Origin of the sequence: Moritella sp. (genome assembly GCF_013215705.1) — a bacterium.
GTDB lineage: Bacteria > Pseudomonadota > Gammaproteobacteria > Enterobacterales > Moritellaceae > Moritella.
In genome coordinates, this window is the sequence record NZ_JABSQR010000010.1 from 30,132 (window position 1) to 44,795 (window position 14,664).

13 protein-coding genes and 5 tRNA genes are annotated in these 14,664 nt (G+C 40.8%); 15 read left to right on the plus strand and 3 right to left on the minus strand.

From position 1 onward, the window contains the following. The first annotated feature begins 16 nt into the window (after positions 1 to 16). The 4 genes from folC to purF all read left to right on the plus strand — a co-directional run bounded on the left by folC (position 17) and on the right by purF (position 4,199). The gene (gene folC, locus HRT96_RS08085; protein WP_293154735.1) at positions 17 to 1,342 is read left to right on the plus strand and encodes a bifunctional tetrahydrofolate synthase/dihydrofolate synthase; all 1,326 of its coding nucleotides are present in this window, start codon (positions 17 to 19) and stop codon (positions 1,340 to 1,342) included. A 6-nt stretch (positions 1,343 to 1,348) separates the two neighbouring features. Beyond that, positions 1,349 to 1,960 (plus strand): SPOR domain-containing protein, encoded by a 612-nt coding sequence (locus HRT96_RS08090; RefSeq protein ID WP_293154738.1) that lies wholly within the window; start codon positions 1,349 to 1,351, stop codon positions 1,958 to 1,960. A 103-nt stretch (positions 1,961 to 2,063) separates the two neighbouring features. Beyond that, positions 2,064 to 2,573, plus strand: coding sequence for a CvpA family protein (locus HRT96_RS08095; protein WP_006032848.1), 510 nt, complete (start codon positions 2,064 to 2,066; stop codon positions 2,571 to 2,573). A gap of 111 nt (positions 2,574 to 2,684) precedes the next feature. Continuing rightward, entirely contained in the window at positions 2,685 to 4,199 is a 1,515-nt protein-coding gene (purF, locus tag HRT96_RS08100) for an amidophosphoribosyltransferase (RefSeq protein ID WP_293154741.1), read from the plus strand. Between the two features lie 116 nt (positions 4,200 to 4,315). On the opposite strand, the gene lpxH is transcribed toward purF, so the two are convergent. Together lpxH and HRT96_RS08110 are read right to left on the minus strand one after the other, a co-directional pair. Then, positions 4,316 to 5,062: a UDP-2,3-diacylglucosamine diphosphatase gene (gene lpxH / locus HRT96_RS08105; RefSeq protein WP_293154744.1), complete on the minus strand. Its 747-nt coding sequence runs from the start codon at positions 5,060 to 5,062 to the stop codon at positions 4,316 to 4,318. Positions 5,063 to 5,141: 79 nt separating this feature from the next. Beyond that, a complete protein-coding gene (locus HRT96_RS08110) occupies positions 5,142 to 5,639 on the minus strand; it encodes a peptidylprolyl isomerase (protein ID WP_293136075.1) in 498 nt (165 codons plus the stop codon). Between the two features lie 249 nt (positions 5,640 to 5,888). Between HRT96_RS08110 and cysS the strand changes: the two genes are divergently transcribed. Together cysS and HRT96_RS08120 are read left to right on the plus strand one after the other, a co-directional pair. Then, positions 5,889 to 7,292, plus strand: a complete 1,404-nt coding sequence (gene cysS, locus HRT96_RS08115) for a cysteine--tRNA ligase (protein WP_293154747.1) — start codon at positions 5,889 to 5,891, stop codon at positions 7,290 to 7,292. A gap of 105 nt (positions 7,293 to 7,397) precedes the next feature. Continuing rightward, entirely contained in the window at positions 7,398 to 7,871 is a 474-nt protein-coding gene (locus HRT96_RS08120; protein ID WP_293154750.1) for an FKBP-type peptidyl-prolyl cis-trans isomerase, read from the plus strand. A 117-nt stretch (positions 7,872 to 7,988) separates the two neighbouring features. Here HRT96_RS08120 and folD read toward each other — a convergent pair whose 3' ends face one another. Further along, on the minus strand, positions 7,989 to 8,846 hold the full coding sequence (folD, locus tag HRT96_RS08125) for a bifunctional methylenetetrahydrofolate dehydrogenase/methenyltetrahydrofolate cyclohydrolase FolD (RefSeq protein WP_293154753.1): 858 nt from the start codon (positions 8,844 to 8,846) through the stop codon (positions 7,989 to 7,991). 156 nt (positions 8,847 to 9,002) lie between these two features. On the opposite strand from folD, the gene HRT96_RS08130 reads away from it, so the two are divergent. The 9 genes from HRT96_RS08130 to HRT96_RS08170 all read left to right on the plus strand — a co-directional run bounded on the left by HRT96_RS08130 (position 9,003) and on the right by HRT96_RS08170 (position 14,663). Then, positions 9,003 to 9,596, plus strand: coding sequence for an NUDIX domain-containing protein (locus HRT96_RS08130; protein ID WP_293154756.1), 594 nt, complete (start codon positions 9,003 to 9,005; stop codon positions 9,594 to 9,596). 232 nt (positions 9,597 to 9,828) lie between these two features. Continuing rightward, positions 9,829 to 9,905 (plus strand) — tRNA-Pro (locus HRT96_RS08135). Between the two features lie 2 nt (positions 9,906 to 9,907). Continuing rightward, positions 9,908 to 9,984, plus strand: a tRNA-Arg gene (locus HRT96_RS08140). Positions 9,985 to 10,054: 70 nt separating this feature from the next. After that, positions 10,055 to 10,130 (plus strand) — tRNA-His (locus tag HRT96_RS08145). A 71-nt stretch (positions 10,131 to 10,201) separates the two neighbouring features. Continuing rightward, positions 10,202 to 10,286 (plus strand) — tRNA-Leu (locus HRT96_RS08150). A gap of 4 nt (positions 10,287 to 10,290) precedes the next feature. Further along, positions 10,291 to 10,367, plus strand: a tRNA-Pro gene (locus tag HRT96_RS08155). Positions 10,368 to 10,491: 124 nt separating this feature from the next. Next, the gene (locus HRT96_RS08160; protein WP_293154759.1) at positions 10,492 to 10,827 is read left to right on the plus strand and encodes a hypothetical protein; all 336 of its coding nucleotides are present in this window, start codon (positions 10,492 to 10,494) and stop codon (positions 10,825 to 10,827) included. Positions 10,828 to 11,199: 372 nt separating this feature from the next. Then, positions 11,200 to 12,852, plus strand: coding sequence for a cyclic peptide export ABC transporter (locus tag HRT96_RS08165; protein ID WP_293154762.1), 1,653 nt, complete (start codon positions 11,200 to 11,202; stop codon positions 12,850 to 12,852). After that, positions 12,852 to 14,663, plus strand: a complete 1,812-nt coding sequence (locus HRT96_RS08170) for an extracellular solute-binding protein (RefSeq protein ID WP_293154765.1) — start codon at positions 12,852 to 12,854, stop codon at positions 14,661 to 14,663. The genes HRT96_RS08165 and HRT96_RS08170 overlap by 1 nt, the downstream gene beginning before the upstream one ends. Position 14,664 lies beyond the last annotated feature (1 nt).

Below are 14,664 nucleotides of genomic sequence, written 5' to 3' on the forward strand. Positions count from 1 at the left end.
CGAGTAACTATTACCGATGTTGAACAGTATTAATAAAAGCCAGTCTCTCGCAGACTGGCTTTGCTACTTAGAAAGTATTCATCCTGTTAATATTGAAATGGGATTAGGTCGTATAGGGCGTGTTGCTGCGGATCTCGCATTAACGACGTTTGCTGCTAAAGTGATTACGGTTGCAGGCACCAACGGCAAAGGCTCTACTTGCGCCTTCTTAGAGCGTATTTTACTTGATGCAGGCTTCAATGTCGGGGTCACAAGTTCTCCCCATATTCAAGATTATCGAGAGCGTGTTCGCGTTAACGGTAAAATGCTCACCGCGCAAGCTCATGCTGACTCCTTTGCGTTTATCGAAGCGGGGCGTGGCGATACGACATTAACGTATTTTGAATTTACGACACTGTCAGCCCTGAAGTTATTTCAAGATGCGGCACTCGATGTGGTTATCCTCGAAGTGGGGTTAGGTGGTCGTTTAGATGCATCTAACATTGTATCTGCTGATGTTGCCGTTGTGACCACCATTGATATTGACCATGCTGATTGGTTAGGCACAGATAAAGCGGTGATTGCACGGGAAAAAGCCGGTATTTTTCGCGCGGGTAAAAAAGCCATTTGTGGCGTCATCAACCCACCATCGACAATTGCAGCGTATGCTGAAGAAGTTGGTGCGGAGCTGATTGCCGTTAATCGTGATTATTATTATACGCAGCACGGCGACACCTGGGACTGGCGATCAAATTCAACCGAGCAGCAAGATGCTAGTGCATTAACATTTACGGCGCTCGAAATTCCGCAGTTACCATTACAAAATGCGGCAACGGCGATCGCCGCTATTCAAGCATTAGGGTTAACAGTGCCTGATACTGCGATCCGCAGTGGTGTTGCCAGTGCGAGATTAGCGGGTCGACTGCAGCAATTAGGCACATCTCCGCAACAGTTTTTAGATGTCGCACACAATCCTGAATCAGCACGTTATTTAGCCACGCAGCTTACACGTTTAAAACAACAGGCTAGCGCACCAGTGAAGATCATTGCTGTGGTCGGTATGCTTAAAGATAAAGATATTGCGGCAAGCTTGGCAGCGTTAACTGACGTTATAGATTGTTGGCACTTGGCGGCATTGCAGGGGGATCGAGCTGCGCCCTGTCAGCAAATTGAGCAGGGATTAGTTGCTGCAATGCAACAGAATAGTAAAAGCCATGATAGCCTTAGGCAGCAACCTATGAGTCATGATACAATAGCGAAAGCTTGGCAGTCAGCAAACCAAAGTGCTGATTGTAATGACATTATTATTGGTTTCGGCTCATTTTTCACGGTAGCGGAAATTATCCAACATATAAGTGGTTAAATAAACGTGACATCGACATTTCAACATCGCTTAGTCGGCACTATCATTTTAGTGGCGATTGGTATTATCTTTTTACCTGACTTACTTGATGGTCAGAAGATAACGTATCGTGAGAATACCGCGAGTATTCCTTTGCGCCCTTCGCTTGTTGAACTTGCGGATCCCGTTAACTTTGATTCGTTAGAACATGATTCATTAGATAATGAAGTAGTCGATACTGAGTTATTAATTGAACCAGCGCCGACAGTCAACTTAACGTCAGTAGATAAAGTTGAAAAAAGGATTTCAACACCAACGGCTATCGCTAAAAAGCAGAAGCTCGCCCCATTGGTTAAGCCAGTTAAAACCGTAAAGGTGATACCACCAGTCGGTAATAGTTGGAGTCTTCGTTTGGGTACGTTTAAAAATTCAGCCGCCGTCGATGATTTAGTTAAAAAAATCAGGAAGGCTGGATTTGATGCCTACCGACTCCCGCGTTATAAAAAGGCGGGTCAGTTGAACAGACTCTATGTGGGCCCGAATGTTGACAAAAATGAGTTAAAACGTTTATTGCCAACATTACAAAAAATCACTGGTTTGAAAGGTGTCATTGAAAAATTTGACCCACGAGACAAGTAATTAAAAAGCCGACATTTATGTCGGTTTTTTTTGTTTTTAACTATTATCAATCTCGGATTTAACTTGTTACAATGGCGCGAATTTCAAATGAGTGGAACAAAACATGGCATGGATTGATTACCTTATCTTAGGTGTTGTTGGTTTATCTTCAGTGATAAGTTTAGTACGTGGTTTTGTCAAGGAAGCGTTCTCTCTTTGTACTTGGTTTTGTGCTTTCTTTATATCTCGTTTTTATTATCAAGATATCGCTGCTTACTTAGAAAATTTCGATGCGTTTAGTGCCGCGTTTAGCGAACAATTAGTTAAAAATGGCGTGGCGATAGCGCTATTATTTATTTCGACCCTTATGTTAGGGGCTTTGCTAAATTACATACTTGGTCAGCTAGTCGATAAAACGGGCTTGTCAGGTACGGATAGATTACTCGGTGTATGCTTTGGTATTGCCCGAGGAGTATTAGTGGTGTGCGTGTTACTGTTATTTTTACAGTTATTCACCAGTTTCCCGGAAACGGCTTGGTGGCAGGGCTCGCCACTAATAGCTGAGTTAAAACCACTCATTAAATGGTTTTTTGAACATCAAGCTTCTGCATGGGACAACATGCAGGGTTTATGACAAGTGAAACGTTATATACCCAAGCTACCTCAAGATGCAATATAGTGTCTTGAAGTAATTTGGGTATAACTAGCATTTTATCGAAAGCACAGTAAACGAGGAATTTAGGTTATGTGTGGAATTGTTGGCATTGTTTCTACAACCCCTGTTAATCAGTCTATCTATGATGCATTAACAGTATTACAGCATCGAGGACAGGATGCTGCAGGGATTGTAACCTTAAGTGATGGAAACTTTAGGCAGCGCAAAGCAAATGGTTTAGTGAGCGATGTATTCGAAGCTAAACATATGCAGCGTTTGAAAGGTAATATTGGTATCGGTCATGTTCGATACCCTACAGCAGGAAGCTCTAGTGCCGCAGAGGCTCAACCTTTCTATGTTAACTCTCCGTTCGGTATTTCCCTTGCTCATAACGGAAATCTAACCAACGCCGCCCAATTAAAAGAAGATCAATTTCATAAAGCCCGTCGTCACATTAATACCACGTCTGATTCAGAAGTATTACTTAATGTTATGGCGCATGAATTAGATAAATGCCCAAGTTTACATTTGACTGCAGAAGATATTTTTACTGCAATTACAGCTGTACACAAGCAGGCACGCGGTGCTTATGCTGTGGTATCTCTGATTATTAATCATGGTCTGGTTGCTTTTCGTGATCCTAATGGTATTCGTCCGTTAGTATTAGGTATGCGTGACGAAGGCACTCAAAAAGAATATATGGTTGCTTCTGAATCTGTTGCACTTGATGCAGTCGGTTTTAACTTTGTACGTGATATTGAACCTGGTGAAGCGGTTTATATTACTGACGAAGGTGAGCTATTTAGCGCGCACTGTGCTAAAGATGCAAAGCATAACCCATGTATTTTTGAATTTGTTTATTTTGCACGTCCAGACTCAACCATTGATAAGGTATCGGTTTACGAATCACGTCTTGCAATGGGCGAGAAACTCGGTCATAAAATTAAGCGTGAATGGGCTGATATTGACATTGATGTGGTGATCCCAATTCCTGAAACGTCGTGTGATAGTGCCTTAGAAATTGCAAAAGTGCTGGAATTACCATACCGCCAAGGTTTTGTTAAAAACCGTTATATTGGCCGTACGTTTATCATGCCAGGACAAACGTTACGTCGTAAGTCTGTACGCCGTAAATTAAATGCAATTTCATCAGAATTTGTTGGTAAAAATGTACTATTAGTCGATGACTCCATTGTACGTGGTACTACATCAGAGCAGATTATCGAAATGGCTCGTGAAGCGGGTGCTAAAAATGTTTATTTAGCTTCAGCTGCACCAGAAGTGCGCTATCCGAACGTTTACGGTATTGATATGCCGAGCACTGACGAGCTAATCGCCCATGGTAGAAGCGTCGATGAGATTGCAACGATGATCGGTGCTGATGCACTTATTTTCCAAGATCTAGATGATTTAATCGCTGCGGTTTCAAAATGTAACCCTGAGATTAAAAAATTCGAAACCTCAGTGTTTAGCGGTGAATACGTGACGGGTGATATTGATGCGGATTATTTACAGCGTCTTAACGATGTTCGTAACGATGGTGCTAAAATAGTCAAAGAAAAAGAAGAAATTGCTAATTTAGAAATTCATAACGAAGGCGAGTAAGCTTAATATGAGTTGAATTATGTAGTTTTTTGCTTTAATCATAAATAGATCGTAAAAGGAGCGTGAAGCTCCTTTTTTATTGCCATTTTATTCTGTTATTTGGTTTATTCGTGGTGTTATTTTTCTGCCGTATTCTTCAGAAAGGCCCGTTGCTGGAGGTCATATTGACCGTCACGCCAAATAAGCACACTGCCTTGGTCAAACCAATCACCGAGTACAATCCGCTTTCCGAGCTTATCTGCTGTCAATTGAACATCATGGATATTTGGTTTGTGAGTATGACCGTGAATTAAAATATCACAGTGATATTCTTGCATCTTACTGACCACCTCAGACTCTGTCACGTCCATGATTGTCATGCTTTTTTGCTGATTACCTTGTTGGCTTTTTCCGCGTATTTTATCGGCAATAGCTTCGCGTACGAAGATAGGTAAACAGGTGAATAATTTTTGACGCCATGGGATGTTTACTGCGGTACGAAATGCTTGGTATTTTTCATCAAGCGTACAGAAGGTATCACCATGTGCGATCAATACTTGTTGGCCATCAAGGTCAATTGCCGTGTAATCTCCAAGTATCGTCACCCCCGTTTCTTTAGCAAAACGCTTACTGATCAGAAAATCACGATTACCTTTTACTAAAAAGCATTTGATGCCACTGTCGGTTAAGGTTTTAAGTCCATTTTTAACACTGTCATTAAGTGTATTGCGAATATCATCACCTGACCAAAATTCAAATAGGTCGCCCAAAATGTAGAGTGCGTCAGCTTGGCGCGCTTCGGTCGCAAGAAAGTGTAAAAATAACTCGGTAATTTGCGGACGGCGTTCATCAAGGTGCAGATCTGAAATAAACAAAGTAGTCATGTGCTGGTATCATCCTTGTCGGGAATAAAAAATACACTACCTAAGCAGTGTATTTATTTTTCAGAAACTGAGTGAGCGATTAAGCTTCTTCTACAGTTACTTTAGTAATGATGATGTCTTCTAGTGGTACATCACCGTGGCCAAGTTTGTTGCCAGTCGCTACTTTTTTGATTTTTTCAATCACGTCCATACCTTCAACAACTTCAGCAAATACGCAGTAACCCCAACCTTGTGACGTCTTGCTTGTGAAGTCTAGGAAGTTGTTGTCTTTGATGTTGATGAAGAACTGCGAACTTGCTGAATGCGGATCAGAAGTACGAGCCATTGCTAATGTACCTAATTTATTCGACAGACCATTGTCTGCTTCATTTTCGATACATGCATTTGAGCTTTTCTCTTCCATACCAGGAAGCATGCCGCCGCCTTGAACCATGAAGCCATCGATTACACGGTGAAAGATAGTACCTTCGTAGAAGCCGCTTTTTGCGTACTCTAGGAAGTTAGCTGCTGTTTTTGGTGCACTTTCAAAGTTAAGTGCGATTTTGATATCACCGAAATCTGTATGTAGAGTTATCATCTTAATGATCCTTTGGTTAATTAACGAGGTAAATTCTATCCTAAAGGTCGACAATGGCAAAGCTTTTAGGGAACGAAGGGGTGGGAAGGGGTTATTTTTGTGCTTTAATTTGGCTGATTTATGCACTTTTTTGGTTGTTCAGTTAAATTTTGGCCTTTTATGCAGTTGCAAAGCTAGTAATCATTAATGCTGATGGTAAAATCAGTCAATTATTTGCATTTTTACTGTTTGCGCAAGGATCACTATTCGATGCTGAAGATTTACAACACACTGACTCGTCAAAAAGAACAATTTAAACCTATTACTGAAGGTGAAATAGGTATGTACGTATGTGGCGTGACTATCTATGATTATTGTCATATTGGTCATGGTCGTACTTTTGTGGCGTTTGATACTGTGGTGCGTTACCTTCGCCATCGCGGTTATGCGGTTAAGTTTATCCGTAACATTACCGATGTTGATGATAAGATCATCAAACGTGCAAATGAAAATGGTGAAACTTGCGATCAGTTAACAACGCGTTTTACCCAAGCTATGCATGAAGATTTTGATGCGCTGCACATGATCCGCCCTGATATGGAACCGACGGTAACAGGTCATATGCCAGATATTATCGAGATTATCGAGAAGTTAGTGGCCAAAGGTCACGCTTATGTTGCGAGCAGTGGTGATGTATTGTTTGAAGTGAAGACATTCGCTGACTACGGCAAGTTAAGTGGTCAAGACTTGGATATGCTGCAAGCTGGTGCACGTGTTGAAGTTGAGGCTGATAAGCGTAATCCAATGGACTTCGCATTGTGGAAAATGGCTAAACCAGGTGAGCCAAGCTGGATTTCTCCTTGGGGTGAAGGTCGTCCAGGTTGGCACATTGAGTGTTCTGCAATGAACAATAAACTGCTAGGTGAAGTATTTGATATTCACGGTGGTGGTTCTGATTTGATGTTCCCACACCACGAAAATGAAGTGGCACAGTCGTGCTGCGCTAATAACGGTGAGTATGTAAATACGTGGATGCATTCAGGTATGGTACAAATCGACAAAGTGAAAATGTCTAAATCACTGAATAATTTCTTTACTATCCGTGATGTATTAGAAAAGTACGATGGCGAATCAGTTCGTTACTTCTTACTTTCTGGTCATTATCGTAGTCAGTTAAACTATTCTGAAGACAACTTAAAGCAAGCGCGTTCAAGCTTAGAGCGTCTGTATACGGCATTGCGTGATGTAAAAATTGCTGATGTGACAGAATATGTAGAAGGTGTTGTGCCAGGTTGTGAAGCGTATGTTGAAACGTTTAAAGCGGCAATGGACGATGACTTCAATACGCCTGAAGCATTCCCGGTGTTGTTCGAACTTGCAAAAGAAATTAATCGTATTAAAGAGATTGACGCAAAACGTGCTGGTGAATTAGCCGCGCAGTTAATTTCGTTTGGTAATGTACTTGGTCTACTGTCACAAACACCTGAAGCGTTCTTGCAAGGTGATGCGGGCGAAGATGATGAAGTGGCTGAAATTGAAGCGCTTATTAAACAGCGTAACGATGCGCGTGCAAGCAAAGATTGGGGCATGGCAGATGATGCGCGTGACAAGTTGAACGCACTGGGTATCGTATTGGAAGACGGTGCTAACGGTACTAGTTGGCGTCGTAAGTAAAGCCTCTAATTGATGTTAAGTGCCAATGGCCGATACTTTTATTTTTAATTTAAGTAGTCATTGGCATTTTATTTACTTAATAAAGAGTTAGATAAAGGATTAACCATGTTAAAAATTATTTCTGTGATCATCGGTTGTGCGTTGGTGTTTTTCCTTATGCAACGCATGGGTGGTAACAAGAAACAAGCGGCTGAGAACATTGAAGCTGGTAAGTTGTTTTTAGCGGCGAATCTAGAAAAAGAAGGCGTTGAAGAAACGGCTTCTGGTTTGCAATCAACAGTATTAACAGAAGGTACCGGCACTGAGCACCCAACGGGTCGTTCTAAAGTGACGGTACATTATCACGGTACATTACTAGACGGTAGTGTGTTTGATAGTTCTGTGCAGCGTGGCGAGCCAATTACATTTGGTTTAAATCAAGTGATCCCAGGTTGGACTGAAGGTGTACAATTAATGGTAGTCGGTGAAAAACGTCGATTCTTTATCCCAAGCCGTTTAGCCTATGGTAACCGTGGTGCTGGTTCGATCCAAGCCGGTTCAACCCTGATTTTTGAAGTAGAGCTTTTAAGTTTTAAATAAAGGTTTAACGCAGCGTTTAGCTTACAAAAAAGCCGCATGACCAAAAGGTGATGCGGCTTTTCTATTTATAATACGTGATGATTCATTACGTATTATACGTAACTTATTGCGTAGCGATTATTTTGAATGATAATCACGGCAAGAAATTAGGGTATTCTCGATCAAGCTTGCCACTGTCATTGGACCAACACCACCTGGTACAGGGGTAATGAAAGAAGCGTTTTCTTTTGCTACTTCAAAGCCAACATCACCAACAAGTTTGCCATTTTCTAAACGGTTAATACCAACATCGATCACAATTGCGCCTTTCTTGATCCACTCACCTGGAATAAAGTTAGGACGACCAACTGCAACTACAACTAAATCGGCACGGCGTACATGCGCTTCTAAGTCTTTAGTAAAGCGGTGACATGTTGTCGTTGTACAACCTGCAAGTAATAATTCAAGCGTCATTGGACGACCAACAATATTCGACGCACCGACTACAACAGCATCTAGACCATGTAGGCCAACACCGGTTGATTCAAGTAACGTAATAATACCTTTAGGTGTGCAAGGACGTAATGCAGGGATACGTTGAGATAAACGACCTACGTTATACGGGTGAAAACCATCAACATCTTTATCTGGGCGAATATGTTCCAACACAACCGTGGTATCAATATGCGCAGGTAAAGGCAGTTGCACTAATATTCCATCAATCGTGGCATCTGCATTTAACTCATCAATTAATGCTAATAAAGCCTCTTGTGAGCAATCTCTTTCAAGATCGTAAGATTTAGAAACGAAGCCGACCTCTTCACAGGCACGACGTTTACTCCCAACATATACTTGTGATGCCGGATCGGCACCCACTAAAATCACAGCAAGACCCGGGGCGCGTAATCCTTGTGCGGTACGCGTAGCCACTTCTTCAGCAACTTTCTGACGAACTTGCTGAGAAATATTTTTTCCATTAATGATTTGAGCAGTCATTGAGTTATATTCATCTCTAGGTTAGAAAGTTGCGCTATTTTCGCACTAAAACACCAGTTTGTCAGCAATTGATGTGGATAAATAATTATCTAATTGCAGTGACAAGCAGGGCGTATTTGGTTATAAAGATGCTTTGAATTATTTAGGTAGATAACAGTGAAACACCAAGAGCATATTATTTCCGTTTTTGCAGACGTTGCAGCACCTTCAACCCGTTTAATTGACAGTGCTACTGTTAATATCCAAAGCAAAGATGTCGTTATCATGCAGCGTGCGCTGTTAGAAACAAACCCTAAATTTCGCCAGCTTATTCCCTATGTAGTGGTAAAGCAGGGTGACAAATACTTGGCATACGAACGTTCTAAATCCGGTGGTGAATCTCGTCTACATAACTTATTCAGTATCGGTATTGGTGGTCACGTTGATGCGGTTGATGCGGTTTATGATGAAAAAGGCGTATTCCAATTAACCGATACGTTACGTACCGGTATGTACCGTGAATTACATGAAGAGTTAGGCCTAACTGAGAGTGATTTTCTTGGTATGACGACCATTGGTTACCTTTCTAAAGATCTAACCCCCGTTGATGAAGTACATCTAGGTATAGTATTGGTTGCTGAAGTGCACGCAGATCTTGTTGTAACCAGTAAAGAAGACGCGTTGAATTTAGCGGGTTTCTTAACTGCGGGTGAATTAGCTAAGCTAAATTTAGAGTCTTGGTCTGAAACTGTGGTTGCAGAGCTAGTATAAATAGATTAGAACGCCGATAAGCAGGTTAATTTAGACCTGCTTTGTTATTGATTTGGATTACTATTTAGTAAAAAGTCTGCAATTAGCACTCAAATCGAGCATGTTGTGGTTATAATCTCGCTTGGTGTATAACTATTAGGCAGTTGTTTCTTCGGTTTAATAAACTATTTGACGCGAACAGAGCAACTCTGTAATATCCACCCTCGTTGACAGACGTTGTCTTCAACAAGTTCGGTGATTAGCGCAGCTTGGTAGCGCACCTGGTTTGGGACCAGGGGGTCAGAGGTTCGAATCCTCTATCACCGACCAATGACTCCTTAGCTCAGTTGGATAGAGCAACGGCCTTCTAAGCCGTAGGCCATAGGTTCGAATCCTATAGGGGTCACCATATTTTAGATTAGTTTTGCTAATGCATTAATTTTTATTAATAGCCTAGCGAGATTAACAATAAGTTTGTGGCGGTTGTAGCTCAGTTGGTAGAGCCCCGGATTGTGATTCCGGTTGTCGAGGGTTCAATCCCCTTCAGTCGCCCCATATTTGATGACTCACTCAGGTGATGTTATCGACCCTTGTCAGTATTACCTGCTGATAAGTTGATAGTTAGTGCGGAAGTGGCGGAATTGGTAGACGCGCTAGATTTAGGTTCTAGTATTGCAAAGTGTGAGAGTTCAAGTCTCTCCTTCCGCACCATGTTCGGTGATTAGCGCAGCTTGGTAGCGCACCTGGTTTGGGACCAGGGGGTCAGAGGTTCGAATCCTCTATCACCGACCACTTATTTTTCCAAGCAATTGGAATCTGGAAAAGCCTGCTCATTGAGCAGGCTTTTTTCGTTTGACGTTTCTCAAAATCGTGCTACTTATTGTTTAAGTAAGCATTTAACAACAAAGGCCTATTTATGACTGACAATACACAATTTTTAGAAAAGCTAAACAATGACATCGACATCAAACTACAGTTCGTTGATTACGCTGAGTTAAAAGTAAATAAACATTTAGCTAAAGCAGACCAGCCAGAAACAAAACACTTTGCGATTAACATTGCATTGCTAGCGCTAGAAGAAGAGCAAAATACAGCGACTTACTCTGCGTTATTGAAGTTGTTAGTGGTACAGCTTGAAACTTACCTTACGCTACCTGTTAAAACTGTTGCTGATGATTTCCGAGCTGAAATGACAGACAATATCACGCAAATAAACGCGCTTGTAGCTGAAGTAGAAGCTGCTGCGCTGTAAGGCTGTCTTAACTTGAATGTGGCGTCATATTTGAGTTGATGGTGTTAGTGCTAGTGAATAGAAAAATGAAAGCCTGCTGAGATAGCAGGCTTTTTTTGGTTGTAACTGTCTGTAATTCATAAATACTGTATGCCAAGTTACATTGGACACAGATGCTGAGGCATCCATTACATCACTACATTTTAGGTTAAATTTAAGGTTCTCATAAACCTTGATTATCCCACCTGTTTGAATGCCAGACTAAGCAGACTTTTATTTTTATAAAATCAATGTGAAAATAAGAATGATTAGTGTTAACATCTTCACACTTTTGTAAAACAACAACATTTTAATGTGTTGTGATCATAATTCTAACAAGCAGTGTTGTTTATCATGAACGCGAAGTTAATTCTGTCTTTATTAAAAGGTGACTATTCAAAATTTATAGTCGCAATATTTCTCAGTGCTTTAAGTGCTGCAGCAGGTGTATCAGTTATCGCATTTATTAATGAAGCGATTAGTCGATTAAGTGTCGGTGCTGATTTTCCAATCACTTTATTTTTTGCTCTCATATTCTTATTATTTGGATTGAGTTATATCTCTCAATCTCAGATTACTCGGTTAGGTCATCGTGTTGTATATGAGCTAAGGCTGAGCATTAGTCGCAGATTAATGAATATGTCTGTTGAGCGGATTGATCAGTTAGGCCAGCCGACTATTCTTGCCACTTTAACCAAAGATATAACCGCTATCAGCCAAGCGTTTAATAGTTTACCTTTTGTTGTTTTTGGAGCATCGGTTGTATTATTTACGTATGGGTATTTGTTTTGGTTGTCTGCAACATTTTTTATCGCGACGCTTGTGATGAGTACGGTATCGATTATTTTCGGTCGCCGGTTAATGATGGCATCTCGTGATTATAAAAAACGAGTACGAGAAAATGATGACGTATTATTTGACAGTTATGATGCCATGCTGCGAGGCCGTAATGAGCTTAAATTAAGTCAAGAACGCCGTACGTCTTTTTATCACACTCAATTACAGACTTCAGCAGAACAAGCGAGAATCTTAGATACAAAAGCAGATCGACTTACAGTGCTTAATGGCAGTTGGATAAATACATCGGTCTTACTCTTGATTGCACTTGTTTTACTTATGCATACCCAATTCCAGATTGGGACGTCGGAACAAGTGACGGGTTATGCACTGGCAATTCTGTTCTTGCGTTCGCCTTTAGCGGGATTTGTTGGTTCATTACCTGCGCTGATCATTGGTTCTGTCGCTTATGCCAAAGTATCATCGTTAGATTTAGCAGAAGACAACAATGAACTGAATTCACTTCCTGCACTTCAGACATCATGGAAAACACTTCAGCTAGACCAAGTTGAATATGATTACCCGAGTGAAGATGGCGAATCAGGCTTTGCTGTTGGGCCAATTAATTTAACGATTAATCAAGGTGAGTTGATTTTCTGGGTTGGTGGGAATGGCAGTGGTAAGTCAACTTGCGCACGCCTGCTTACCGGTTTATATAGCGCCCACCGTGGAACCATCACATTTTCTGATACTGTGATTAATGAAAATAATATGGATTGGTATCGTAATCATTTTTCTGTGGTATTTGCTGATTTTTATTTATTTAAGAATATTATTAATGAAAATGGGGTTAAGCCCGATCCAGAACTGGTTGAACACTACCTAACGAAACTCGCTTTAAATAATAAAGTTGAAGTTGTTGATGGTCGTCTTAGCACCACAGAATTATCTCAAGGGCAACGCAAGCGTTTGGCATTATTATTAGCCTACCTTGAAGATCGCAGCATCATAGTACTTGATGAATGGGCTGCCGATCAGGATCCGACTTTCCGCCGTGTTTTTTATACCGAGTTATTGCCAGAGCTTAAAGCGCGCGGTAAAACGATTATCGCCATTACACATGACGATCATTACTTCCACCTGGCAGATAAATTATACCGTGTTGATGCAGGGCAACTATCCCTCGTTAAAAATGATGTGAATGAACTAACTATGGAGCAAGCTAGCTAATGGATATACAGCAATCTATTCGTGGATTATTAGGGGGCGCGTTAGTTTTAATCGCAACATTTAGTCACCCGGTATTGGCCGAATATACCAGTCATGGTATCAGCTTGTATGGTGAACCAAAGTATACCGAGAACTTTAGCAATTTTGATTATGCGAATCCTAATGCGCCTAAACAAGGTGAGTTGGTCATGGCGGAAATGGGAAGCTTTGATTCTTTACATCAATTTATCGATTTAGGTAAAAAGCCGAGAGGATTATTCTGGCTTTATGATCGCTTAACTGTTCGTGGTCACGATAAAGATGAGATTAAAACCCGTTATGGTTGGTTAGCTGAAAAGATGACAATTGCGGATGATTATTCTTCAGTTATTTACTTTTTAAGAAAAGAAGCAAAGTTTAGTGACGGTTATCCTGTTACTGCTGAAGATGTGGCGTACTCGCTAAATCTGTATCGTGAAAGTGGTTTAAGTAATATTAAATCACGTTTTAAAATGGTTAAGTCGGTTGAAGTTATTGACCCTTTAACGGTAAAAATTAATTTTGGTGGTGATGGTAGCCGCTTACAAATCTTAAACTCGGGTAACTTACCTGTATTGCCAAAGCATATCTGGCAACATAAAGACTTTACGCAGCCATCGCTTGATATACCCATTGGTTCAGGCCCTTATAAAGTAACCTCTGTGGATCCTGGTCGTGGGATCGTGTATGAATTAAGAGATGATTATTGGGGTAAAAACGTACCTGTCAATAAGGGGAAATATAACTTTAAGAATATCAAAGTCGAGTATTTCCGCGATCGTAATGCAGCAGTGCAAGCGCTTAAAACCAACGATGTAAATTATATTGCTGAAACCAATTTATTACGCTGGAATAAGTTATATCAAGGTGACGTGTTTGACTCTGGAACGGTTGTTAAAGATAAGATTAATTACGACGCCCCTTCTTTTGTTACAGCGATGGTATTTAATTTAAGACAAGCTAAATTTGCTGACCGCAGAACGCGAGAAGCCTTGGTTACTGCGTTTGATTTTGAGTGGTTAAATAAAAAAGCATTTAATAATCAATATACTCGAGCTACAAGCCTGTTTAATAATAGTTTCTTGGCTGCAGAGGGATTACCCACCGCACAGGAAAAAGCGATATTAACCCCCTTGTCTGCGCAATTGCCGGAACAGGTATTATCAAGTGAATTTACACTACCAAGCACGGATGGTTCAGGTCGTAACCGTAATAATTTATTAACAGCACAAACCTTATTAAAAGAGGCCGGTTGGAAAGTTAAACATAATAAGTTGGTCCATAGTGTGACGGGCGAGGTGATGACGATTAACTTCTTATTACCATCACCAACCATGAAACCTGCGATTGGCGCTTATATTCAAACACTGAAAAAATTGGGTATTAGCTCAAACATAACAATCAAAACAGGTACTGAATATTACAAATTATTAATGCAACGTCAGTTTGATATGACCCCTAGTCAATATAAGGTTCGAATTCCGCCAAATACTGAGTTACGTTCATCACTTAAATCTGAATTTGCGGGTGTTGCTTCAAGTTATAATATCAGTGGTATTCAAGATCCTGCCGTTGATAACCTTGTCGAAGGACTTGTTCAGTCAGACAGTTATGTGGATACGCAAGCCTACGGGCGCGCATTAGATCGGGTATTGAAATGGAATTATTACTATTTACCACTGTGGGCGCGTAACTTTCAATTAGTTGCTTATCAGCACTATATTGAAAAACCGTTACAAGCACCAAAATATGGTTATGAAGTTGAATTCTGGTGGGATGAGCGCTCGAAGTAAT